At 62.0% G+C, this 23,840-nt stretch carries 20 protein-coding genes and 2 pseudogenes; 17 read left to right on the top strand and 5 right to left on the bottom strand.

What is annotated here, in order from left to right:
- The first annotated feature begins 66 nt into the window (after window positions 1-66).
- The 4 genes from MF410_RS08440 (at window position 67) to ugpC (MF410_RS08425) (ending at window position 4,326) form a co-directional block, all read left to right on the top strand.
- The gene (locus MF410_RS08440; protein ID WP_097625427.1) at window positions 67-1,371 is read left to right on the top strand and encodes an extracellular solute-binding protein; all 1,305 of its coding nucleotides are present in this window, start codon (window positions 67-69) and stop codon (window positions 1,369-1,371) included.
- Window positions 1,372-1,449: 78 nt separating this feature from the next.
- Window positions 1,450-2,388 (top strand): sugar ABC transporter permease, encoded by a 939-nt coding sequence (locus MF410_RS08435; RefSeq protein WP_097625471.1) that lies wholly within the window; start codon window positions 1,450-1,452, stop codon window positions 2,386-2,388.
- The gene (locus tag MF410_RS08430) at window positions 2,381-3,229 is read left to right on the top strand and encodes a carbohydrate ABC transporter permease (RefSeq protein ID WP_097625428.1); all 849 of its coding nucleotides are present in this window, start codon (window positions 2,381-2,383) and stop codon (window positions 3,227-3,229) included. Before MF410_RS08435 ends, MF410_RS08430 begins: the two co-directional genes overlap by 8 nt.
- Window positions 3,230-3,252: 23 nt before the next feature.
- Complete coding sequence (gene ugpC / locus MF410_RS08425; RefSeq protein WP_097625429.1) at window positions 3,253-4,326, top strand: sn-glycerol-3-phosphate ABC transporter ATP-binding protein UgpC; 1,074 nt, start codon at window positions 3,253-3,255, stop codon at window positions 4,324-4,326.
- A 112-nt stretch (window positions 4,327-4,438) separates the two neighbouring features.
- On the opposite strand, the pseudogene kdgD reads toward ugpC (MF410_RS08425), so the two are convergent.
- The 3 genes and pseudogenes from kdgD to MF410_RS08410 all read right to left on the bottom strand — a co-directional run bounded on the left by kdgD (window position 4,439) and on the right by MF410_RS08410 (window position 7,152).
- Window positions 4,439-5,366 (bottom strand): annotated as a pseudogene (gene kdgD / locus MF410_RS08420) (5-dehydro-4-deoxyglucarate dehydratase).
- 35 nt (window positions 5,367-5,401) lie between these two features.
- Window positions 5,402-6,376, bottom strand: coding sequence for a mannonate dehydratase (locus MF410_RS08415; protein WP_097625431.1), 975 nt, complete (start codon window positions 6,374-6,376; stop codon window positions 5,402-5,404).
- A 65-nt stretch (window positions 6,377-6,441) separates the two neighbouring features.
- Window positions 6,442-7,152, bottom strand: a complete 711-nt coding sequence (locus MF410_RS08410) for a FadR/GntR family transcriptional regulator (protein ID WP_097625432.1) — start codon at window positions 7,150-7,152, stop codon at window positions 6,442-6,444.
- Between the two features lie 133 nt (window positions 7,153-7,285).
- Between MF410_RS08410 and MF410_RS08405 the strand changes: the two genes are divergently transcribed.
- Genes MF410_RS08405 through MF410_RS08385 form a run of 5 tightly spaced genes read left to right on the top strand, consistent with a single transcriptional unit; the run spans window position 7,286 to window position 12,417 of the window.
- Entirely contained in the window at window positions 7,286-8,881 is a 1,596-nt protein-coding gene (locus MF410_RS08405) for an ABC transporter substrate-binding protein (protein ID WP_097625433.1), read from the top strand.
- Window positions 8,882-8,902: 21 nt separating this feature from the next.
- The gene (locus MF410_RS08400; protein WP_054183148.1) at window positions 8,903-9,931 is read left to right on the top strand and encodes an ABC transporter permease; all 1,029 of its coding nucleotides are present in this window, start codon (window positions 8,903-8,905) and stop codon (window positions 9,929-9,931) included.
- The gene (locus MF410_RS08395) at window positions 9,928-10,830 is read left to right on the top strand and encodes an ABC transporter permease (RefSeq protein ID WP_097625434.1); all 903 of its coding nucleotides are present in this window, start codon (window positions 9,928-9,930) and stop codon (window positions 10,828-10,830) included. Before MF410_RS08400 ends, MF410_RS08395 begins: the two co-directional genes overlap by 4 nt.
- 1 nt (window position 10,831) lies before the next feature.
- Complete coding sequence (locus tag MF410_RS08390; RefSeq protein ID WP_097625435.1) at window positions 10,832-11,677, top strand: ABC transporter ATP-binding protein; 846 nt, start codon at window positions 10,832-10,834, stop codon at window positions 11,675-11,677.
- Window positions 11,674-12,417 (top strand): ABC transporter ATP-binding protein, encoded by a 744-nt coding sequence (locus tag MF410_RS08385; protein ID WP_097625436.1) that lies wholly within the window; start codon window positions 11,674-11,676, stop codon window positions 12,415-12,417. The genes MF410_RS08390 and MF410_RS08385 overlap by 4 nt, the downstream gene beginning before the upstream one ends.
- Here the strand turns inward: MF410_RS08385 and MF410_RS08380 are convergent.
- Window positions 12,404-13,462, bottom strand: coding sequence for a LacI family DNA-binding transcriptional regulator (locus MF410_RS08380; protein ID WP_097625437.1), 1,059 nt, complete (start codon window positions 13,460-13,462; stop codon window positions 12,404-12,406). The genes MF410_RS08385 and MF410_RS08380 overlap by 14 nt on opposite strands.
- A 185-nt stretch (window positions 13,463-13,647) precedes the next feature.
- Between MF410_RS08380 and MF410_RS08375 the strand changes: the two genes are divergently transcribed.
- The 5 genes and pseudogenes from MF410_RS08375 to ugpC (MF410_RS08355) all read left to right on the top strand — a co-directional run bounded on the left by MF410_RS08375 (window position 13,648) and on the right by ugpC (MF410_RS08355) (window position 20,694).
- Window positions 13,648-16,167, top strand: coding sequence for a hypothetical protein (locus MF410_RS08375; protein WP_131710886.1), 2,520 nt, complete (start codon window positions 13,648-13,650; stop codon window positions 16,165-16,167).
- 65 nt (window positions 16,168-16,232) lie between these two features.
- Window positions 16,233-17,492, top strand: a complete 1,260-nt coding sequence (locus MF410_RS08370) for an ABC transporter substrate-binding protein (RefSeq protein ID WP_097625439.1) — start codon at window positions 16,233-16,235, stop codon at window positions 17,490-17,492.
- Between the two features lie 11 nt (window positions 17,493-17,503).
- Window positions 17,504-18,540 (top strand): annotated as a pseudogene (locus MF410_RS08365) (sugar ABC transporter permease).
- Window positions 18,537-19,586, top strand: coding sequence for a carbohydrate ABC transporter permease (locus tag MF410_RS08360; RefSeq protein WP_097625441.1), 1,050 nt, complete (start codon window positions 18,537-18,539; stop codon window positions 19,584-19,586). The pseudogene MF410_RS08365 and the gene MF410_RS08360 overlap by 4 nt, the downstream one beginning before the upstream one ends.
- Window positions 19,587-19,614: 28 nt before the next feature.
- On the top strand, window positions 19,615-20,694 hold the full coding sequence (gene ugpC / locus MF410_RS08355; protein ID WP_097625442.1) for a sn-glycerol-3-phosphate ABC transporter ATP-binding protein UgpC: 1,080 nt from the start codon (window positions 19,615-19,617) through the stop codon (window positions 20,692-20,694).
- 534 nt (window positions 20,695-21,228) lie between these two features.
- Here the strand turns inward: ugpC (MF410_RS08355) and MF410_RS08350 are convergent.
- Complete coding sequence (locus MF410_RS08350) at window positions 21,229-21,411, bottom strand: hypothetical protein (RefSeq protein WP_071086825.1); 183 nt, start codon at window positions 21,409-21,411, stop codon at window positions 21,229-21,231.
- Window positions 21,412-21,782: 371 nt separating this feature from the next.
- On the opposite strand from MF410_RS08350, the gene MF410_RS08345 reads away from it, so the two are divergent.
- The 3 genes from MF410_RS08345 to MF410_RS08335 all read left to right on the top strand — a co-directional run bounded on the left by MF410_RS08345 (window position 21,783) and on the right by MF410_RS08335 (window position 23,828).
- Entirely contained in the window at window positions 21,783-21,992 is a 210-nt protein-coding gene (locus MF410_RS08345; RefSeq protein WP_003586528.1) for a hypothetical protein, read from the top strand.
- An 8-nt stretch (window positions 21,993-22,000) separates the two neighbouring features.
- Entirely contained in the window at window positions 22,001-22,375 is a 375-nt protein-coding gene (locus MF410_RS08340; protein WP_097625443.1) for a GFA family protein, read from the top strand.
- Window positions 22,376-22,535: 160 nt separating this feature from the next.
- Window positions 22,536-23,828, top strand: coding sequence for an efflux RND transporter periplasmic adaptor subunit (locus tag MF410_RS08335; RefSeq protein WP_097625444.1), 1,293 nt, complete (start codon window positions 22,536-22,538; stop codon window positions 23,826-23,828).
- Window positions 23,829-23,840: the final 12 nt, after the last annotated feature.

Below are 23,840 nucleotides of genomic sequence, written 5' to 3'. Positions count from 1 at the left end.
AAAGCTCCGGTGAATTAATCCGCATTGGGGAAAAATTGTGAGGATAGGTCCCCTGGGAGGAAAATCATGAATTTTATGCTGAAGAACGCCGCTTTCGGCGGCAGGCGCATCGTATCCATGGCCGCGGCAGCCGGCATGTTGCTGGCGGGTGCGGGTGCTGCCTCCGCGACGACGGTGGTCAAATGGTTGCATCTCGAGCTCGACCCGAAGAACGTCGCGGCCTGGGAAGACATCGTCAAGAAATACGAAGCCCAGCATCCGGACGTCGACATCCAGATGCAGTTCCTCGAAAACGAGGCCTTCAAGGCCAAGCTTCCCACGCTGCTGCAATCCGACGACGTGCCGGATTTCTTTTTCAGCTGGGGCGGCGGCGTGTTGAAGCAGCAGTCCGAGACCGGCGCGCTGCAGGATGTGACGGCAGCGCTCGATGCCGATGGCGGCAAGCTGCGCAAGGCCTACACGCCGGCCTCGGTCGACGGCCTGAGCTTTGAGGGCAAGACCTGGGCTATTCCCTACAAGGTCGGTCTGGTCAGCTTTTTCTACAACAAGGCGCTGTTTGCCAAGGCTGGCGTCAAGGCCGAAGACATCAAGACCTGGGCTGATTTCCTCGCTGCGGTGAAGAAGATCAAGGCGGCCGGCATCGTGCCGATTGCCGGCGGCGGCGGCGAGAAATGGCCGATCCATTTCTACTGGAGCTATCTCGTCATGCGCGAAGGCGGCCAGAAGGTCTTCGACGCCGCCAAGAACGGCGAGGGCGAAGGCTTCCTCGACCCCGCCATCATCAAGGCCGGTGACGACCTTGCCGAACTCGGCAAGCTCGAGCCTTTCCAGCCCGGTTATCTCGGCGCCACCTGGCCGCAGACGCTCGGCGTTTTCGGTGACGGCAAGGCGGCGATGATCCTCGGCTTTGAGGCCACCGAGGCCAACCAGCGCAAGAATGCCGGCGACGGCAAGGGGCTGGCACCGGACAATATCGGCCGTTTCGTCTTCCCGACGGTCGAGGGCGGCGCCGGCAAGCCGACCGATACGCTCGGCGGCCTGAACGGCTGGGCCGTCACCAAGAAGGCCTCCAAGGAAGCGATCGATTTCCTCGCTTTCCTGACGAGCGCGGAGAATGAACGGGCGATGGCCAAGGCCGGCATGTTGCTTCCCGTTGCCGTCGGCGCCGATGACGGCGTCGTCAATCCGCTGCTGGCCGAATCGGCCAAACAGCTTGCCGGTTCGACCTGGCATCAGAACTTCTTCGATCAGGATCTCGGTGCGGCCGTCGGCCGTGTCGTCAACGACGTCTCGGTGGAAATCGTCTCCGGCCAGATGAATTCCAAGGACGGCGCCCAGATGATCCAGGACGCTTTCGAGCTGGAACAATAACCGGCGCCCGCAGAGCCTTCCCGGCGCTCCAGATCCAGTGGAGCGCCGGCATTGCTGCCGACGAACGAAAGCAGGACCATGGCCAATATTTCAGTTCCCTCGATAACGACTGCCGCAAGGCCGGCACGAAGAGCCGCAAACAGCAGAAGTTCGGTCGCCCATGACCGGCTGGCGGTGCTCTTGCTGTTTCTGCCGCCGGCGCTGCTGCTCTTCACGCTCTTTGTCATCATGCCGATGGGCGAGGCGGCCTGGTACAGCCTCTACAAATGGAACGGCTACGGCACGCCGACCGAGTTCATCGCACTCCGCAATTTCCAGGTCCTGTTCCGCAATGCGGCCTTCACCCAGGCGCTGGTCAATAACGGCCTGATCATCGTCATCTCGATCTGCATCCAGGTGCCGCTCGCCATCTGGCTTGCGACCATGCTCGCCCACCGCATTCCGGGCGTCGTCGGCTATCGGCTGATCTTCTTCCTGCCCTATGTGTTGGCGGACGTTGCCGCCGGCCTGATCTGGCGCTTCGTCTATGATGGCGATTACGGCCTGTTTGCCGCCATTTCCAACTTCTTCGGCTTCGCCAATCCTTATGTGCTCGCCGACAAGGACCTGGCGATCTATGCCGTGCTCGGTGTCATCGTCTGGAAATATTTCGGCTTTCACATGATGCTGTTTATCGCAGGGCTGCAATCGGTCGACAAGAGCGTGCTTGAGGCGGCCGAAATCGATGGCGCCACCGGCTGGCAAAAATTCCGCTATGTCACGCTGCCGCTGCTCGGTTCGACCCTGCGCCTGTCCATCTTCTTCGCCGTCGTCGGTTCGCTGCAGCTTTTCGACATGATCATGCCGCTGACCGGCGGCGGCCCGTCCAACTCCACCCAGACAATGGTCACCTTTCTATACACCTATGGCGTCATGCGCATGCAGGTGGGTCTCGGCAGCGCCGTCGGCGTCGTGCTCTTCATCATCTGCGTAACGCTCGCCTTCGGTTACAAAAGGATCTTCATGCGCCATGACTGATACGAGCTCTTCCATCCGCATGCGCGCATCGACCCGCATCTACCTCTACGTGTCGCTGACCCTGATTGCCGCCATCGTGCTGATCCCGCTGCTGACGACGGCGCTTGGCGGCTTCAAGACGCTGGGCGACCTGCGCACCAATCCCTTCGGCCTGCCGACGGAATGGCAGTGGGCGAATTATACCGACATTCTGTTCGGCGAGCGCTACTGGCTGCAGATCGGCAATTCGCTGATCATTGCAGCGCTCACCGTGCTGCTGACGCTGATCGTCTCGTCGATGGCGGCCTTCGCCTTTGCCCATGTGCGCTTCTTCGGTTCGTCCTTCCTGCTCAATTATTTCCTGCTCGGCCTGATGTTTCCGGCAGCGACCGCGATCCTGCCGCTGTTCATCCGCATCCGCGATCTCGGCTTGCTGAATACCTATTGGGGTGTGGTGCTGCCGCAGGTCGCCTTCGGCCTCGGCATGAGCATCCTGTTGTTCCGGAACTATTTCCGCAACCTTCCGGAAGAATTGTTTCAGGCGGCCTTCGTCGATGGCTGCGGCTATCTCCGTTTCTTCTGGCATATCTCGCTGCCGCTCTCCCGGCCGATCGTCGCGACCGTCAGCATCATCTCCTTCGTCGGCAGTTGGAACAGCTACATCCTGCCGCTGATCATGCTGAACTCGGAATCGAAATATCCCTGGCCGCTCGGCATCATGGTCTATCGCGGCGAATACGGCACGGAATGGCAATTGGTGCTGGCCTTCATCACCCTGACCATCCTGCCGACAATCATCGTTTTCTTCGTCGCCCAGAGGCACATCATCGCCGGATTGACCGCCGGCGCCGTCAAGTCCTGAGCCGAACTATTGGAGTTGCAATCATGGCATCCGTTTCACTGCACGATGTAACCAAGGCCTATGGCGCCGTCGACGTTATCCACGGCATTTCGCTTCATATCGAGGATGGCGAATTCGTCGCCCTGGTCGGTCCGTCCGGCTGCGGAAAGTCGACGCTGCTGCGGATGATCGCCGGCCTGGAAGAAATCACCGATGGCGAGATCGCGATCGGCGGCAATATCGTCAACGCGATGACACCGCGCGAGCGCAACATCGCCATGGTCTTCCAGTCCTATGCGCTCTATCCGCATATGACGGTCGCCGAAAACATGGGCTTCAACTTGAAGCTCGCCGGCGTTGCCAAACCCCAGATCGAGGCCCGCGTTGCCGAGGCTGCCCGCATGCTCGATCTTGCCGAGTTGCTCGACCGCAAGCCGGCCCAGCTTTCCGGCGGCCAGCGCCAGCGCGTCGCCATGGGCCGCGCCGTCGTGCGCAATCCGGCCGTCTTCCTGTTTGACGAGCCGCTGTCCAACCTCGATGCGAAACTGCGCGTGCAGATGCGCTCGGAGATCAAGACGCTGCACCAGAAGGTGAAGACGACGTCGATCTATGTCACCCATGACCAGATCGAGGCGATGACGCTCGCCGACCGCATTGTCGTGCTCAATCAGGGCAGGGTGGAGCAGTCGGGCACGCCGCTCGAACTTTACAAAAAGCCGGCCAACCTCTTCGTCGCCGCCTTCATCGGCTCGCCGGCGATGAATATGCTCGACGGCACGGTGGAGGGTCAAAACGGCGCGCCCGCCGCCCGCCTCGAAGACGGCACAGCGATCCTTATTGCGCCCGACCGCCGGGTCAGGCCCGGCCAGGCCGTCACCATCGGCCTGCGCCCCGAACATCTCGTTCCCGGCCTGTCGGCCGGCACGCCGCTTGCCGGCCGCACCATGCTGGTGGAACCCACAGGCGCCCAGACCCATGTGGTCTTCGATCTCGCCGGCCAGCAGGTGACCGCCATCGTCGACGGTGAATACCCCGCCCGCTACGGCGCGGTGTTCGAGGCAAGCATCGCCAGCGACCAGGTGCATGTTTTCGACCGCGGCAGTGGCGTGGCGCTTTGATTGCTGCGCGCGTTTTGTGCGATAGGCTGTGGGCGTGATTTAACGGATGGCTGACAACGACAAAACCGCCGAGCAAGCCCGGCGGTTTTGTCGTTGAAAAGGTAACCCGCGACTACTCCGCCGCGATCCGCGAGACGCCGTTGGCCTGGACGATCTTTTCCAAGAGTGTCAGCTCTTCCGGGGTGAGGTCCGTCAACGGCGGGCGAACCGGGCCGGGGTTCTGGCCGAGGACGCGAAGACCCGCCTTGATGATCGAGACGGCATAGCCCTTCTTGCGGTTGCGCAAGGCGACGAAGGGGAAGAAGAAGCTCTTCAGGATTTCATCGACGGTTGCCTGGTCGCCGGTGCGAAGGGCGCCGTAAAAGCGCTGGGCCAGCGCCGGGACGAAGTTGAAGACGGCCGAGGAATAGGTCGTCACGCCGGCGGCGAAATAGGCTTGCGCATAGACCTCGTGGGTCGGCATGCCGCCGACATAGACCAGACGGTCGCCGAGCAGGGTGGTGATCTCGATGACCTTGTCGACATCGCCGACGCCGTCCTTGAAGCCGATCAGGTTCGGGCATTCGTCGGCGAGCCGCGCGATGCTTTCGGCCGTCAGGACGGCGTTGTCGCGGTTATAGACGATCACACCGATGCCAACCGATTGGCAGACTGCCTTCACGTGTGCGATCAGGCCGGCCTGTTCGGCAAACATCAGGTCAGGGCGGCAAAAGCAGCAATCCGTCCGCGCCGGCCTTTTCCGCCGCCTTGGCGATTTCGATGGCGAGCGATGTGCCGTAACCGGTGCCCGAGATGATCGGCGTCTTGCCGGCCGAGGCCTTGGCGGCGCGGACGACCTGAGGGATTTCGGCCGGATTGAGGGAGAAGAACTCTCCCGTGCCGCCGGCGGCAAACAGCGCAGCCGCGTCATACCCCGAAAGCCATTCGACATGACGACGGTATTTTGGCTCGTCGAATGTGAGCTGATCGTCGAAATGCGTCACCGGAAACGAGAGGAGACCACTACCGACGGCCTTCTTCAATTCAATCGGGTTCATCATGAAGTCCTGTTCCTTAGCTGTTGAAATTGGCGGTCTCAGGCGCTTTCGAGCGTCTGCAGAAGGGCCGCGATATAGCCGTAGCAATAGGCGAATGCGGTGGCGGAAGGGTCCTTGCCGCTGACGGTCGGCACATGGTCGGGCATCAGCATGTATTTGAAGCCCACTTCCTTGTAGATCCTGGCCGAGCGGACCATGTCCATGTCGCCCTCGTCGGGGAAGGTCTCCATGAAGGAGAGCTTGCCGCCGCGAATATTGCGGAAGTGGACGTTGAAGATCTTGTTGCGCTCACCGAACCAGCGGATGACGTCGTCGATCTCCTTGCCGGGACTTTCCAGCATCTCGCCGATCGAGCCCTGGCAGAAATTGAGGCCGTGATAGGGGTTTTCCCGCATCAGCACGAACTTCTTCAGGCCTTCGACGGTGCCGAGCACCCGCGTGACGCCGCGAAAGCCGGGTGGCGTATAGGGATCATGCGGATGGCAGGCGAGCCTGACGCGGTTGCTTGCGGCGACCGGCACGACCCGTTCGAGGAAATAGTCGATCCGTTCCCAGTTTTCGTCTTCGGAGAGAACGCCGGCAAGACCGGGTGCTGCCTGCTGATCGGTCTTGTCCCAGCGGAAGCTGGCATTCATCGAGCCGCCGCGTCCCGGCTCATCGGGTGTGCGGGGAATGCCGATCAGGTTGAGATTGTATTTCACCGCCGGAATGCCGGCCGCTGCGGTATTCTCGATCAGCTTGCAGACGGCGTCGATCTGCCTGTCGCGCTCCGGGCCGGCGAGCAGAATATCGGGATAGGACGCCTTCTCGATCGGCTGCGAGGGCAGCGGCAGCTGGATCATGTCGAGGATCAGGCCGAAGCTTTCGACCTTGTCGCGATGGCGCTCGAGGTCTGAAAGCGTCCAACTGCTCGGTTCTCCCGGCGGATCGGCGTTGATATGCTTCACACCCAGTTGCGCGAAGATACGATAATCGTCGTCATCCCGCGCGGCGACCTGTGTTCCCAGATACATTTGAGTCTCTTTCGAAATTACACAATGTCATATGACATAATATGAATTTCGAAGAGAGTCGAGCCCTATTGCTGCTCGGAGAGCATCCGATAGCGACGTTGGCTGGCCATCATATGCGCACGCATCGCCTGGCGGGCGCGCTCCGGATCCTGATCGGCGATGGCCGACAGGATTTCGACATGCTCGGCATAGACCTTTTGCAGATAGTCGCGGTCATTGGCCTCCGGCAGCGTCGGAAACTGGCCGCGGGGGATCGCTTTGGGGCCGAATTGGCGCAGCACATCGACATAGAATCGGTTGTTGGTGGCGGCGGCGATCGCCATGTGGAAGGCGTAATCCGCCTCCACCGTTTGCTGCCCGGTCTCGATCAAGTTCGCCATCCGGCGGTTGGCCTCACGGATCGCCGCCTCCTGCTCGGCGGTGCGGCGATAGGCGGCAATCGCCGCCGCTTCACCCTCGGCCGCCATGCGAAACTCCAGCAACTCAAGGGTTTCGGGGATGCTTTTGATTTCCACCGGCGTCAATGGCAGCACCGATTGAGATTTCGGATCCGCGACAAACACTCCTTTGCCCTGGATCGGCTTGACGAAGCCGGCCGACCTGAGATCGGCGATCGCCTCGCGCACCACGGTGCGGCTGACGCCGAAGGTCGCTTCAAGCTGCGGCTCGGTCGGCAGCTGGTCACCGACCCGTAGCATGCCAGCCTCGATCTGCGCCCGCAGCTGATCGATGACCTGCTGCGCCAGTCTTTGCCGGCCACGGCCGAGTGTCGTCATTTTCTGTTCCCCAATCCCATTGCACTCAAGTCTCCCGTTCGGGCCTTGTCAATCGTATCTGACTTCGATAGATCATAATACGACATACGGTCGACATAATATGTCTTCTATAGTAATTCATGGAGGAGTGACAATGAAGCATTTTTCTAAAGGCCTGTTCCTCGGCGCCGTTTTCGGCGCCCTGACCATGGCTGCCCCGCAGCTGCAGGCTGCGACGCCGCAAGACCAGCTGGTGATGGGAACGTCGTTGGCCCAGGTTCTGTCCCTCGATCCGCAGCAGGCGACCGAGGGCAAAGCCGTTGAGATCATGTCGAATCTTTACGACCGGCTGGTCGCCAGCACGGCGGACGGCAAGATCCTTCCGCAGCTGGCGGAAAGCTGGAAGGTTGACGACAAGGGCATCACTTTTACGCTGCGCAAGGCCAATTTCGCGTCCGGCAACCCGGTGACTTCGAAGGACGTCGTCTATTCGCTGGGGCGGCTCTTGAAGATGGATCAGGCCGCAGCCGCCAACCTCAAGCGCGTCGGCTACGACAAGAACAATGTCGACAAGCTCGTCAAGGCGGTCGACGACCAGACGGTGCGTATCGATCTTTCCGACCAGGTGACGGCGGAGCTTCTGCTCTACCGGCTGACGACGACCACCACCAGCGTGGTCGACAGCGTCGAGGTCGAAAGCCACGCCGTCGACAATGACTATGGCAATGCCTGGATGCGAACGCATTCGGCCGGTTCCGGTCCATTCACCCTCAACCGCTGGTCTCCGAACGAGCTGGTCATTCTCGACGCCAACAAGGGTTATGTCGACGGCGCTCCGAAGATGCGTCGCGTCATCGTCCGCCATGTGCCGGAAAGCCAGGTCGAGCGGCTGATGCTGGAGCGCGGCGATATCGATATTGCCAGTGCGCTGACAGCCTCCGATCTCGCGACATTCCAGGCCAAGCAGGGTTTTGCCATCCAGCGCATTCCGACAGGCGGTTTCTACGTGCTGTCGATGAATGCCGGCAACCAATTCCTCTCCAACCCCAAGGTCCGCGAGGCAATCGCCTACGGCATCGACTACAAGGGCATCGAGAAGACGATTATGGGCCCCTACGGACGGGCGAGAACCGTGCCCGTGCCGGAGAATTTCGAATATGCTATCCCGAGCCCGGATTGGCAGCTCAACGTCGAGAAGTCCAAGCAGCTGCTGGCAGAGGCGGGTTATAAGGACGGCTTCTCGCTGACGCTGAAGACAATCGCCCAGACACCGCGCATCGATCTTGCCACCGCCATTCAGGCTTCCCTTGCCCAGGTCGGCATCAAGATCGACATCCAGCAGGGCAACGGTTCGGAAATCATCGCCGCCCATCGCGCCCGGGATTTCGATCTGCTGATCCCGCAGACCAGCGCCTACATGCCGAACGTGCTCGGCTCGATGGAGCAGTTTTCCTCAAATCCCGACAACTCGAAAGAGGCCAACAATGCCGGCAATTTCGTCTGGCGGTCGGCCTGGGATATTCCCGAGTTGACGGCGCTGACGGCGAAAGCATCGATGGAGCCGGACGCCAAGAAGCGCGGCGAACTCTACGTGCAGATGCAGAAGATGTTCGTCGAACAGAAGCCGGCGGTGCTGCCGATGTTCGAGCGCTTTGAGCCGATCGTCCTGACCGGCAAGGTCCAGGGATATGTCGGACATCCGTCTCAAATGACGCGTCTCGAGAACGTAACCAAGGTCGAAACCCAGTAAGACTCGGGAGGACAGCCGATCATGAAGGAACTCTCCGTAGCCGAATTTGGCCGACGCCTGGCGCATTTGCTGGTCAGCCTGTTCATTCTCCTCTGTGTGACCTTCGTGATCGGCCGCGTCCTGCCCACTGATCCGGTCGGCGCGATCGTCGGCGAGCTCGCCGATCCCGCCGCCTATGCGGCGATGCGGGCCCGCCTCGGGCTCGATCTGCCGATTTACCAGCAGTTCTTCCTCTATCTGAACGGGCTGGCGCATGGCGATTTCGGCACTGCCGTGCTCACCGGCAATCCCGTCTCCTCAGACCTCGCCCAGGCATTTCCGGCGACATTCGAACTGGCGACGCTGGCGGTGATCATTTCGACATTCGTCGGCGTGCCGCTCGGCCTGGTCGCGGCCTTGTTTCGCGACAGCTTCATCGACAAGATAGCCCGGGTGGTGGCCCTCGTCGGGCATTCGATCCCGGTTTTCTGGTTCGGCATCGTCGGGCTGGTCATCTTCTATGCCGGCCTCAACTGGGTCGGCGGGCCCGGCAGGATCGATGTCTTTTATGAAGGCCTCGTCACGCCGCAGACCGGCCTGTTGCTGATCGACAGCCTGCTGCAGGGCGAGACGGAAATCTTCTGGAATGCGCTCGGCCATATCATTCTGCCCGCCATCATCCTCGCCTATGCGGCGATGGCCTATATCACCCGCATGACTCGCAGCTTCACCTTGGAGCAGTTGAGCCAGGACTATGTCATCGCCGCCCGTGCCAAGGGTGTGAGCCCCTTCGGCACGATCTGGCGCCACGTCCTGCCGAACATCGCGGTGCAGTTGATCACCATCCTGGCGATTTCCTATGGCGGGCTGCTGGAAGGCGCTGTCGTCACCGAGATCGTCTTCTCCTGGCCGGGCATCGGCCAGTACATGACGAACGCCCTCATGATCGGCGATATGAACGCCATCGTGGCCGGCACCATCATCGTGGGATTCATCTTCATGCTGTTAAACTTCCTCGCCGACGTGGCTTATGCCGTCTTCGATCCGCGCATGCGGGAGGCGGCCCGATGAGCGACGCCATCCGCACTGACATTCAGATCCGCCCACCAAGTGTCTCGACCCGCGTCGCGGCCTCGTTTGCGCGCGCCGGCCGCAAATTGGCTGCGGAACCGCTTGGCCTTGCCGGCTTCGTCATCCTCGGCCTGCTGTGCCTGATCGCGATCTTCGCGCCGCTTCTGGCGCCTTATGATCCGGTCGTGCAATCGCTCGGCGATGCCCTGCAGGCCCCGAGCCTGGCGCATTGGGCCGGCACCGACGAATTTGGCCGCGACATTCTGAGCCGCCTGATTTTCGGCACGCGCATCACCATCCAGACCGTGCTGTCGATCTCCCTAATCGTCGGTCCGATCGGCCTGCTGATCGGCGTCGTCGCCGGCTTCTTCGGCGGCCGCACTGACGCGCTGCTGATGCGCGCCACCGATATCGTCCTATCTTTCCCGTCGCTGATCCTGGCGCTGGCCTTTGCCGCCGCACTCGGCGCCGGCCTGACCACGGCAATCATCGCGATCTCGCTGACCGCATGGCCGCCGATCGCCAGGCTGGCGCGCGCCGAGGCCCTTGTCGTCAGAAACGCCGATTACGTGGTCGCCGCCCGCCTTTACGGCGCCTCGCCGATCCGCATTCTTCTTTTCTATATTGCGCCGATGTGCGTTCCTTCGGTCATCGTTCGCCTGACCCTCAATATGGCCGGCATCATCCTGACGGCGGCTTCCCTCGGCTTTCTCGGCCTTGGCGCGCAACCGCCGGCACCGGAATGGGGCGCGATGATCTCCAACGGCCGCAAATTCATGCTGGATTACTGGTGGGTCGCCGTCATGCCGGGTATCGCCATCCTTCTCACCAGCCTTGCCTTCAACATCGCCGGAGATGCTCTGCGCGACATTCTGGATCCCCGCCATGCCAGATCGTGAAATGAGAGATCGTGATCTTCAACCCGTTCTCTCCGTCAAAGGATTGACCGTCCGCTTCGGCCGCGGCGCCGTGCCCGCCGTTTCCAATGTCAGTTTCGACGTCGGGCGCGAACGGGTCGGCATCGTCGGAGAATCCGGTTCCGGCAAATCGACGACGGGGCGCGCCATCATGCGCCTGCTGCCACCGGCAGCGGTGGTCTCCGCCGAACGCCTGGATCTCGGCGGCGATCCCCTGCTGTCAAAGAGCGAGCGGCAGATGGGCGCGCTTCGCGGCAAGGACATCGCGCTGATCATGCAGGATCCGCGTTATTCGCTGAATCCGGTGCTCTCGATCGGCAAGCAGATCGCCGAGGCCGCGCGCCTTCACCTCGGTCTCGGCAAGGCCCCGGCGCAAGACGCCGCCCGCGCCATGCTGGAGCGTGTGCGCATCAGCGATCCGGATCGGGTCATGGCGCTTTATCCCCATCAGATATCGGGCGGCATGGGTCAGCGCGTGATGATCGCCATGATGCTCTTGGCGCGGCCGAAGCTGGTCATTGCCGACGAACCGACCTCGGCGCTCGATGTCAGCGTCCGCAAGGACGTGCTGTTGCTGCTCGATGAGCTGGTGCGCGAGCACAATTCCGGCCTGCTGTTGATTAGCCACGACATTCGCATGGTGGCGGCCTTCTGCGAGCGGATCATCGTCATGTATGCCGGCCGTATCGTCGAGACGCTGACCAGTCTGGAAGAGGCCCGCCATCCCTATACCCGCGGGCTGATAGCCGCATTGCCGGACCCGAAGAACCCGGTGCGCCGGCTGGCGGTTCTCGACAGGGCGAAACTCGATCTGGAGACGGCGCAATGATCAATGTCCGCGACCTCAATGTCGTCTTTGCCTCCGGCAAGTCCAGCAACCATGTCGTCAGGGGCATCAGTTTTCAGGTCAAGCAGGGAGAGACGCTCGGCATTGTCGGCGAATCCGGCTGCGGCAAGTCGACGGTGCTGCGTTGCCTCGCCGGCATGGAGGCCGGGTGGACCGGTCAGATCGAGCTCGGCGGCAGACCGATCGGCAAGCATCGCTCCCGCGAGGAGCTGAAATTTGCCCAGATGGTGTTTCAGGATCCGTATGGATCCCTGCATCCGCGACATCGCATCGGCACCGCCTTGGCCGAACCGCTGCGCGCCATGGGCCATTCGGAGATCTGGTCGAAGGTCGAAAAGGCCTTGATCCAGGTGGGCCTGCCGGCAAGCTTCGCCAATCGTTTTCCGCATGAGCTTTCCGGCGGCCAGCGGCAGCGCGTGGCGATCGCCCGGGCGCTGATCCTCTCGCCGCCCATCCTGCTTCTCGACGAGCCGACATCGGCGCTCGACGTCTCCGTCCAGGCCGAAATCCTTAACCTGCTGGCTGATCAGCGTGACGAAAAGGGACTGACGTATCTGCTCGTCAGCCACGACCTCGCGGTCATCGCCCATATGTGCGACCGGGTGCTGATCATGAAGAACGGCTGTTTCGTCGACGAACTCACCAAACAGGATCTGCAGGCCGGCGTGACACATGATGCCTATGCCCGCGAACTGTTCGAAGCGAGCTTTATCGAGGCCTGATATTTCGCGCTGCTGCGCCGCTGACGGCCGCGACGCTGCCTCTTTCGACGAGATGGCAGGAAAGCTCGACACGCCGCCGCGGCGTCGCCAGGCCGAGCATCATGTCGCGCAACAGATCGAGCGCGGTGGCGCCGAGTTCGCGCATAGGAATATGCACTGTCGAGAGCGGCGGATTGAGAAAGGCCGATTGCGGCAGGTCGTCGATGCCCATGACGGAGATATCTTGCGGCACGGCATACCCCATCGCCTGCAATCCGCGCACGGCGCCGTTGGCGAGGCTGTCGCCCGCCGTCAGGATGGCGGTGAAGGACAGACCCTTGTCGCGGACGAGGCGGGTGACCGCCTCGGCGGCCAATTCCGGCAGCCAGTCGTCGACCTCGAGCACCAGATCGGCATCGGCCTGCAGCCCGTGATGCTGCAGGGCATCGCGCCAGCCCTCCAGCCGCCGCTCGATCGTCCGCCGTCCCGGGCGCAGCATGAACAGGATGCGTTGGTGCCCGGCCTCGATCAGCCGCTCGGCGGCGATGAAGGCGGCCGAGCGGTTGCAGGGCGTCACACTGGAAAGCCGCATATAGGGATCGTCACTGTTGACGAGCACGACGGGCTTGCCGAGACCGGCGGCTGCCGCCAGCATATCTTCCTCGTCGACGGTCAGGATCAGCATGCCGCCAAAGCCTGGGTCGTCCCGCATCTCGGCGACGACACGGGCTTCATCGGCCTTATCGGCCACCGGGCGCATCGCCAGTTCGATGCCGAGGGCGGCCGCGCGGGCATTCAAGCCTTCGAGCACATGGAGCGTGAACTGGTTGCGGACATAGTCGATCATTGCCGCGCCGGAGGCGACGAGCATAACCTTCTTGCCGGCGACGCTCGCCGGCAGGGCGTAGCTGACCGCGCTTGCCGTTTCCAGTACCAGCTTGCGAATCTCCGGCCGGACGCCTTTTTCGCCCGCCAAGGCGCGTGAGACTGTGCTGATCGAGACGCCGCAGCGGGCGGCGATGTCGTCGAGACGTGTGCGCCTGCCTTTTTTCTCCTCCGCTGACATGTCGTTCTCCTCGTTCACCTACTCTTATGCAAAAATCTTTCAGATTGCGCAAACGGAATGCCTATGCACAATTGCACATGAGGAGTCCGCGACAAGCGGCAGAGCAGGGAGGCTTTGAAGATGCGGCTTGACCGTCATCCACGCGTCGGCGTTTCCAACGTCTCAGGGCTCGAGCGAGTTGAAACATGACCGCTGATAAATCCCATCTTCGCCGCGCCACCGGCAAACAGACCCAGATCGTCTATTGGCAGCTCGGCCACCTCTCACAAAAGCGCTACGATGTCGCCGACCGGCCGATGGAAGGCAGGATGGATCCGTTTTTCTTCGTCACCAAGACGAAGAACTTCATCCCGCATGAATATCCTTGCCGCACCGAATTCAAAAAATCATTCTCCGGCCAAAGACCACAACCGACCGACGACTTCGAACCCATCCGCTGGTGGCTTCCCTTTGCCTCGCCGCGCGTCGATCTTTCCGGCTTCTGGTTTCGCCCGACGCGCATCGGCTGCTGGGCGCGCACCTTCCTCGATGCCCGCACGGCCGGATCTGCTACGCTTCGCCTGTCGACCTGCGGCGGCGCCATCCTTTTCGTCAACGGCCGCGAGCAGGGCTTCATGGCGCCTTACGAGCGCAATCTGGAAGCCCAGCAGATCTTCGAGGTCGAACTTTCAGCCGGCCTCAACGAGATCAGCATCTATTTCGACGATCTCGCCGAGCGTGACGCCCGCTTCTATTTCCAGCTGGATTATCTCGACGGGCCGGAGGTCGAAACCGCTGTCCCCGTTCCGGTGGCCGCCGCTGCTGCGGATGCGCTGGAGACGATCCTCGAAGGCATGCGCTTCGACCGCACCGCCTATCTCGGCCAGGATGTGACGATCCTGTTTCCCGCGCCGCTGCCACTGGCGCTGAGCTGTCATGTCGAGATCGAAGGTGACTTCATGTCGGTCGAGCGCTTCGACTATGACTTCGCGCTGGAAGCGGGAGCAACCAAGCTGGAACTCGGCACCTCGGCTGATATGCCCGCCGATTTCCGCCATTTCCGCATCACCTTCAAAACCGGCGAGTTGTCGGTCGGCCGCACGCTCGGCGTCGAGATCTGTCATCCCCAGCGCCAGGGGCAAGCGCCGGCTGTGCTGGAAGACCGCGTTGCCGAGGCGCTTGCCGAAGTCGCCGCCCATTCCGAGCCCGACACGGTCTGTGCTTTTGCGCGTCTGGCTCTGGGGCAGGGTGGCGAGCAGACCGAGTCAATGATTTCGGCCATGCTGCCGGTCATCGAGGATTGCCACGACTGCGCCGATTTCGTGCTGGTGCCGCTGCTTTTTGCCTATACGCGCTGGAGCGATCTGCTGTCAGCGGAACTGCGTGGCAGGATCGAGCAGGCCGTTCTCAATTACCGCTATTGGATGGACGAGCCGGGCAACGACGTTCAGTGGTATTTTTCGGAAAACCACGCGCTGCTCTTCCATACCGCCGCCTATCTCGGCGGCAGGCTTTTCCCCGACGCCGTCTTCATCCGTTCCGGCCGCACCGGCGCCGAGCAGATGAAGGTCGGCGAAGAGCGCGTCCGCGCCTGGCTCGATCATTTCGAGCGCTGGGAAATGGCCGAGTGGAATTCCGTTCCCTATTTCCCGATCGACCTCAAGGGCCTGACGGCGCTTGCCGCCTGCGCGCCCGATGAGATGATCCGCGCTCGCGCCAATGCCAGCATCGTCCGCCTGATGGAGATCGTCGCCCGTTCGGCCCATCACGGCATGCTGACCGGCAGCCAGGGCCGCTCCTACGAACATACGCTGCGTCCCGGCCGCTCGGTCGAACTCTCGGGCATCGCCCGGCTGCTCTGGGGCCGCGGCTGGTATGGCCGGCGCGTCCACGCTTTGCCGCAGCTTGCCGTCTGCATCCGCGACCACGGCCTGCATTTCCCCGAATCCCTTGCCGCGATCGCCGCGCATGACGCCGACGACGCGCAGGAATGGACCTTTTCCCAGGGCGAGAACCGTTTTGCCGCCCTCTATCACTACAAGACGCGCGACACCGCGCTCGGCACCATCGCCCATTATCGCCCTGGCGCATGGGGCTATCAGGAGACGGTGCTGCACCTGCGCCTCGGCGACCGGCCGGAAGCGCAGGTCTGGATCAATCATCCCGGCGAGACCATTCAATTCGGTTACGGCCGGCCGAGCTTCTGGGGTGGCTGCGGAACGCTGCCGCGCGTCCATCAATATCGTGATCTCGCCATTCTCGATTTCGACATCCACGAGGGCCAGCCGGATTTCACTCATGCCTGGTTCCCAATCGAAGCTTTCGACGACACGGTGGTCGATGGCAATCTGGCGCTCGCCCGCGCCGGCAACGGGCTTGCGATGCTGATCGGCAATGGCGCGCTCGAACCGGTGAAACACGGCCCGACGACGGATGTCGAGCTGCGCCTGTCCGGCCGCAAGGGCTGCTGGATCGTCCGTCTCTCCGATTGTGGGCGCGAGGGCGGCCTCGACGGCATGCGGGCGCGTTTCGCCACGTTCGCGGCCCGCCGCGACATTGAGGGCGCATTGATCGTCATCGATCCGGATTATGGTCAGATCGTCTTCGAAGAGGACGGCACCGTGCGCGCTGAAGGCCGCATTCTTCGCCCGTCGGACTGGTCGGTGCGGGGAGACGCGGTACATCTTGAGATACCAGGCAGGCAGCCTCGGCGCGCGGCCTCATAGACGACATGCCCGGCAGGTGGAGGACCCGGCCGGGCAACGCATTCATCCGTCAGGAGGAGGAGAAAATGACCAGAATGAAATCGATCGGCGCGGCCTTGGCTGCGGTTCTCTTGAGTTCCGTTGCCGCCCATGCCGGCGACGTGCGTATCATGTGGTATTCCGACGGCGGCGAAGGCGCTGTCATCAAGGACCTGCTGGCGCGCTTCTCGAAGGCCAATCCCGACGTCAACGTCATCCTCGACGAAGTCTCCTACGACGTCGTCAAGGAACAGCTGCCGGTGCAGCTCGAAGCCGGGAAGGGGCCTGACATAGCCCGCGTCACCAATCTGAAGGCGCAGGCGCAGCACTGGCTCGATCTACGCCCGCTCCTTGCCGATGCGAAATATTGGGACGACAACTTCGGCGCCCAGGCTGACTGGATGCGTCCAGACGGCTCGAACGCCATTACCGGCTTCATGACGCAGATCACCCTGACCGGCGGCTTCGTCAACAAGACGCTGTTCGATCAGGCCGGTGTCGAAATTCCTGGCCCGAAGGCCACCTGGGACGACTGGGCAGTGGCCGCCAAGAAGGTCGCCGACAGCCAGAAGGTCTTCGCCATGGCGATCGACCGCTCCGGCCATCGCGTCTCCGGCCCGAACATTTCCTATGGCGCCAACTATATCGCCGCCGACGGCAAGCCGGCGCCGATCGATCAGGGCGCCAAGGAATTCCTCAGCCGCTTCGTCAAGTGGAACGAGGAGGGCATCGTCAACAAGGATGTCTGGGTCAGCGCTGCCGGCACCACCTATCGCGCCGCCGCCGAAGATTTCATCAATGGCGGCCTTGCCTATTATTATTCCGGCAGCTGGCAGATTTCCGGCTTCGCCCAGAAGATCGGCGACAGTTTCGACTGGGTCATGGCCGGAAGCCCCTGTGGCACGGCGGCCTGCACCGGCATGCAGGGGGGCGCGGGTCTCGTCGCCGTCAAATACACCAAGAACCCCAAGGACGTCGCCAAGGTGATGGATTACCTAGCGAGCGTCGACGTGCAGAAGGAATTCGCCGAGCGCAGCCTGTTCATTCCGGCGCATAAGGATGTCGCCGCTGGCCAGATGGACTTCAAGACCGACGATCCGCATGTGCAGGCGGCATTGAAGGCCTTCGTCGCCGCGGCCGGTCAGACGGCGGCGCCGGCCATGAAGCTTCCGGGCTGGAAGTGGTCGGATGCCTATTACAGCGCCATCGTCGCCCGCATCAGCCAGGTGATCGCCGGCGAAATGAAGCTCGCTGACGCCTATGCCCGCATCGACGAGGACATCAAGGCCAAGGTCGGCGCCAACTGACGGACGAATAGATGGCGGGAAAGACGGTTTCTTCCGAACCGCCGGCGAAAGCCGGCCTGCGGCAGGCGCTCTCGGCACCTGTCCGGCTCTTCATGGGTATCGTCGATATTCCCATGCGCGGCTGGCAGAAGCTGACCGGGCTGAACGGCATGGCGGGCGTCTTCCTGGCGCCCAACATGCTGATCTTTACGGTCTTCGTGCTCCTGCCGCTGGTCATCAACTTCATCTATTCGACGACGAGCGGCGGCGCCATCTTCCTGCCGAACAGGACCTATGTCGGCGCCGAGCAGTATCGCATCCTGTTTGATTGCGGTTCTTATCTCGACCCTTCGACCTGCGCTGCCGACACATTCTGGGCGGCCGTGCGCAACACTGCCGTCTTCGTTGTGTTCCAGGTCTCGGCGATGCTGGTCGCCGCGCTGGCGACGGCTTTGATCCTCAATCGCGAGCTTTCCAATCGCGGCTTCTGGCGCGCCGTCTTCTTCTTCCCGTGCTTCTTTCGCCCGTCGTCGTCGGCCTGATCTGGAAATGGATCCTGCAGCGCCAGGGACTGTTGAATTATGCGCTGAGCCCCTTCGGCTTCGAGCCCTTCTCCTGGCTCAGCGATCGTTTCTGGGCCTTCTTCTTCGCGGTCTTCGTCTCTGTCTGGGCGCATATGGGCTTTTACGCGCTGATCCTGCTCGCCGGTCTGCAGGCAATCCCGAGGGATCTCTATGAGGCGGCGGCGATGGACAAGGCGAGCCCCACCCGCATCTTCCGGCGCATCACCCTGCCGCTCCTGATGCCAAACCTCATCGTCGTCCTGGTGCTGGCGTTGATCCGCGCCGTGCAGATCTTCGACGAGGTGTTCGTCTTGACCGGTGGCGGGCCGGGCACCAGCACCATGTACATCACCCAGTATATTTACGAGACCGGCTTTGCGAGTTCGCTGCGCAATCCGGGGCTTGCCTCGGCCGCCTCGATCCTCATGGGCATCGTGCTCGTCATTCTGACGCTGATTCAGCTTGCCGCAAGCAGCCGCAACGAGAAGAAGGGGAAACGCCAATGAGTGCTGTCGGCACCTTTCTCCTTCGCCGCCGCGGCCGCGGCTGGCACTGGACCGACGTGGTCACCTGGATTTGGCTGATCTCGGGCGTCTTCCTGATGTTCGGTCCGGCCGTCTGGCTGGTCTTCTCCTCGTTCAAGACGCCGGCCGCCCTTGCCGAATTCCCGCCGTCCTTCCTGCCCTATGTCACCGAACAGGCAGTCGTGCCGGGCTACGACAAGCCGTTGCCGCTCTATAACGTGACGATGCCGGACGGCAGCAGCCGGATGCTCGCCGAAGTCCGCCGCATCGGCATTGTCGGTCAGATGGTCGATCCGAAACAGCCGGGTGAGATCGTCAAGGCGAACATCAAGGACCGCACCTCGGTGCGGAAGGTGGAATTCGCTGCCGGCAACTACACCGAACCGTTCCAGCGCTTCGATTTCTTCCTGTTCCTGCGCAACTCCGTCTTCGTGACTGTTGTGGCGACGGCGATCACGCTGCTCGTCAATTCCATGGCCGCGTTCGCGCTGTCGAAATACCAGTTCCCCGGCCGCACCGCCGTCATGCTGATGATCCTGGCGACACTGATGGTGCCGCTCTCGGTGATCGTCGTGCCGCTCTATTCCGTCATCGGCACACTGAACCTTTTCGACAGCCTCTGGGGCGTCATCCTGCCGACGGTCGCCACCCCCACAGGTGTCTTCCTGCTCCGCCAATATATGCTGACCATCCCGGACGAGCTGATCGACGCCGCACGCATGGACAAGGCCAGCGAATGGCAGATCTACTGGCGCATCATCCTGCCGCTGTCGGCGCCGGCGCTTGCGGTGCTGGCGATCTTCTCGGTCGTCTGGCGCTGGAACGATTTCCTCTGGCCGCTGATCGTGCTCTCGCGCAAGGAACTGTATACGCTGCAGGTCGGCCTCAACGTCTATGCCGGCGAGCTCAATGTGCAATGGCACTATATCCTCGCCATGACCGTCGTCTCGATGATCCCCGTCGTGCTGATCTTCGTCTTCCTGCAGCGTTTCATCACCACAGGCATCGCCGGCTCCGGCCTGAAATAGGCCAGGCTACAAAAATACAGGAGAGTGCATGAGCGGGCTCGAGCTCAGAAACATCGTCAAGAATTTCGGCTCCGTCGAGGTCATCCGCGATGTCTCGCTTGAGGTCAAGGACGGCGAGTTCGTCGCCTTCGTCGGCCCCTCCGGTTGCGGAAAATCGACGCTGCTGCGCCTCATCGCCGGCCTCGATAAGCCAACAGGCGGCAGCATCGCTATCGACGGCACGGATGTCACCGAGATCGGCGCCGCCGACCGCGGCCTCGCCATGGTCTTCCAATCCTATGCGCTTTATCCGCATATGAGCGTCAGGGAAAACCTTGCCTTCGGTCTCGAGAATACCAAGGTGGCCAAGGCCGAGATCGAAGCGCGCATCGCTGACGCCGCCCGCATGCTGGAGATCGAGCCCTTCCTGCAGCGCCGCCCGGGCCAGCTTTCCGGCGGCCAGCGCCAGCGCGTCGCAATCGGCCGCGCCATCGTCCGCCGGCCTGATGCCTTCCTGCTCGACGAGCCGCTCTCCAATCTCGACGCCGAGCTCAGGGTCAGCATGCGCGCCGAACTCGCCGCCCTGCATGCGCGGCTGAAGGCGACGATGATCTATGTCACCCACGATCAGGTCGAGGCGATGACGCTTGCAAACCGCATCGTCGTGCTCAGAGGTGGCCGGATCGAACAGGTGGGAACGCCGCTGGAGCTCTACAACAAGCCGGCCAACCGCTTCGTCGCCGGCTTCATCGGCGCCCCGCACATGAATTTCCTGGAGGGCGCAATTATCGGCCATGACGGCAATCTCACCGAGGTCGAAACCGTCGGCGGGCATCGCCTTTCCGTTATTGCTGAGGAAACGCGCCTAATCGGCAAGAGGGTCAGCATCGGCATCCGCCCGCAGCACATCACCCTTGCCGATGGGACTGACGCGCGCAAGCTGGACACCCGCATCCTCCTCGTCGAGGAACTGGGCTCGGAGACCGTCGTCCACGCCGACGCATGTGGAAAGAAGCTTATCGCCGTCTTTGCCGGCCAGCGACGGATGAAATCGGGCGACAGCTTGCCGCTGCATCTCGATCCCGCCGTGCTGCACCTCTTCGGCGAGGACGGAAGGCGTCTGTCCTGAGACGCTCAGGGACGTCCGGGGTTTTGAGCTGTGATTGATGTTGACAGGGAAGTCTTCATTTGAGCTTGGTCTCTCCGCCGCCAAGACGGCTAATCGGAGATTCTTTCCGCAACCACAGCCCGACCGCGAAATAAATGCATGCGAGTAGCGACGATGGAGCAGCGAGGATTAGGAATACATACAGAAGGCGGAAATCGCTTTCGCTATAGAATAATATAAAATAAATTAATAAAACCAGGCACGACGAGATAGCAAATACCAAGGCGGCCCAGAAAAGGATTGAAAGAGTAAGTCAATCTGAGGCGCGTTGAGGTTAATTTTAGTCATTTTTCCCGCACGTATTGAATTTCAGTTTCAATGCTACCGAAGTATTGATCGATGTTCAAGACGGCCCCGCGAACACTATAGGGCGTAACGTCCTGATCTGCTGACATTCTGCTCCGAAGCGCGTGGTGCAAACCAAGTGGCACGGATTAAAAGAAAAAGCCCGCGCCGGAATGGAGGCGCGGGCCGAATTTTCACATCAAGACAGCTTTAGTGGCTATTCTTGTGGCTCTGTTGACCAGCTTTTACATGCTGTTCATGGCTGCCGCCGCGGGATCCGCTGGACTGCGCGTCGCGGCCACCTGAAGAGGAGCTGCGGGCATTGGCGTCGTTCTTGTGACTCTGCTGCCCGGCTTTGACGTGCTGTTCATGCGTTCCACCTTGGTTTGCCATTCGGTTCTCCTTGGGTTTGAACGAGGCCACGTCGACCTCGAAAGAAAAACCTCGCTCCAGCGCATGCGTTCCACATTTTAATATTTCGTGATCGTCTCGAAATGAGGAATGAGGAAGCGGACCGGGCGGGTAGGGAGCTCGCCTGCCGTTTCGTTGGCCATCGGGAGAAAGCGGAAAAATCCCGATGTTCTCCGGCGCCGCCGCGTCCGCTTGGCGCGGCCCGCAACCTCGATTCGACAATGCGTCTGGCGGCAGGAAGGTTCCGCGATCAGCCCGATCGATCTACGCCGGAAGCCCGCTCCAGCTCGTCGGCTCTTTCCAATCGACCCCATCGCTCTAACTTAAAGGGCATGGAATGAAAGGAGAAACCCATGACCGACGCACCGAATACGGCGACCCCGGCGCGAAGAGTGTTGCGTGGCCGCCCCTACAGTATCGGCGAATTTGCCAGGAAATACCGGTTGGATGACAAGGAGGCAAAACGCCTCTACGACAAGTTTGGCCCATCCGCCACCGAACTCGATCTGCTGATGGCGGCCAAGCGCCGCCCGCCGGGACTGCCCACCAGTCTCGACGCCTGACGGCCGCCATGCGGATCCGGACGGGAAGCTGCCTGTGCGGGGCAGTCGGCTATCGCGTCGAAGGCGAGCCGCTTCGCGTCGGCCTTTGCCACTGCGCCGATTGCCGCAAATCGAGCGGCTCGGCCTTCGTCTTCTTCGCGGTCTGGCCGCGCCGGGCTTTTGCCCATAGCGGCGAGATCGCCACGTTTGCCGGCCGCAGCTTCTGCCCCGCCTGCGGCAGCAGGCTTTTCTGCCTGCGGGAGGAGGCGGCGGAACTCCGTCTCGGTTCGCTCGACAGCCCACCGACTGACCTCGCGCCGGATCATGAAATCTGGATCACGCGGCGCGAACCTTGGCTGAATCCGCTGCCGGGCGCGGGGCAATCCGCCGGCGATGCCGACTGACGAGCGCTTCCGCGCCAAAACTTGACTTTTCTTACCAATATTTCATTTCCCCCATCCGCAATTCCGTGCCACTTCGGCGGCAACGCTAATGCCCGGTTCATCTGCGCTATGCTTATTTCGCTGCAAGGGCCGAGACGGCCAATGACTGATCGAGGATGACATGAACGACACAGGAACCGGCAAGAAGACCGGGCCACAGACAAGCGGCGCGTCCGATCTCGCAGCGGTGCTTGCCGCATCGGGACGTCAGGGCAAGCGCAGCCGCTGGCGTGGACGCCTGCTCATCTTGCTGATCCTCGTCGCTGCCGTAGCCGGCGCCGCCTATTTCTATATGGGCCGCGGGCAAAGAGAAGTGAGCTATGCCACTCAGCCGGCAAAACGCGGCGATCTGACGGTGCTCGTCACCGCCACCGGCTCGGTGCAGCCGACCGAGCAGGTGGATATATCGAGCGAGCTTTCCGGCACGGTCCGCGACGTCAATGTCGATTACAACAGCACGATCAAAGCGGGTGACGTGCTGGCGCTTCTCGATACCAACAAGTTGGAGGCGGATGTGAAGAGTTCGCGCGCCAAGCTGAATTCTGCCAAGGCGAACGTCGCCAAGGCCAATGCCGATCTGGAATCCGCAAGCACCTCGCTCGAGCGGCTGAAGAGCCTGGTCAAGAGCAACGTCTCCACCCAGCAGAGCCTCGACGACGCCACTTACAAATATGATTCCGCCGTCGCCGCCAAACAGATCAACGAAGCCGAGGTGCTCGCCTCGGAGGCCGACCTGCAGCTTGCCGAGGTCAATCTTGCCAAGGCCAAGATCGTCTCGCCGATCGACGGCGTGATCCTCACCCGCGCCGTCAATCCGGGTGCCACGGTCGCAGCCTCGCTTTCGGCGCCGATCCTGTTCACCATCGCCGGCGACCTCAAGAAGATGGAGCTGCAGGTCGATGTCGATGAGGCCGATGTCGGCCAGATCGCCGTCGGCCAGAAGGCGAAGTTTACGGTCGACGCCTATCCCGACCGCAGCTTTCCGGCCGAGATCGAGCAGATCCGCTTCGCCTCCGAAGTGGTCAACAATGTCGTGACCTATAAGGCGGTGCTCTCGGTCGACAATGCCGATCTGCTGCTGCGCCCTGGCATGACGGCGACGGCCGACATTACCGTGGAAGCCGTCAAGGAAACGCTGATGGTGCCGAACGCTGCGCTGCGCTACGCCCCGGCGCAGGCGGAAAGGCGCGGCCGCGGCATTTTCGGCATCTTCGGCCCGCCGCGCCAGCGCGGCGGCAATTCAGGTCAGGCATTGACGGGCGCCGAGCGGCGCGTCTGGGTGCTGCGCGACGGCCGGCCCGCACCTGTTGTCATCCAGGTCGGCTCCTCCGACGGCCAGTTCACCCAGGTCGTCTCCGGCGAAATCAAGGAAAACGACGCCTTGGTGACCGACGCCACGACGCGTGCGAACTAGGCGGAGAGACGG

This window comes from Rhizobium sp. C104 (genome assembly GCF_022354505.1).
Taxonomy (GTDB): Bacteria; Pseudomonadota; Alphaproteobacteria; order Rhizobiales; family Rhizobiaceae; genus Rhizobium; species Rhizobium redzepovicii.
This window is presented reverse-complemented; position numbering and strand designations above follow the sequence as displayed.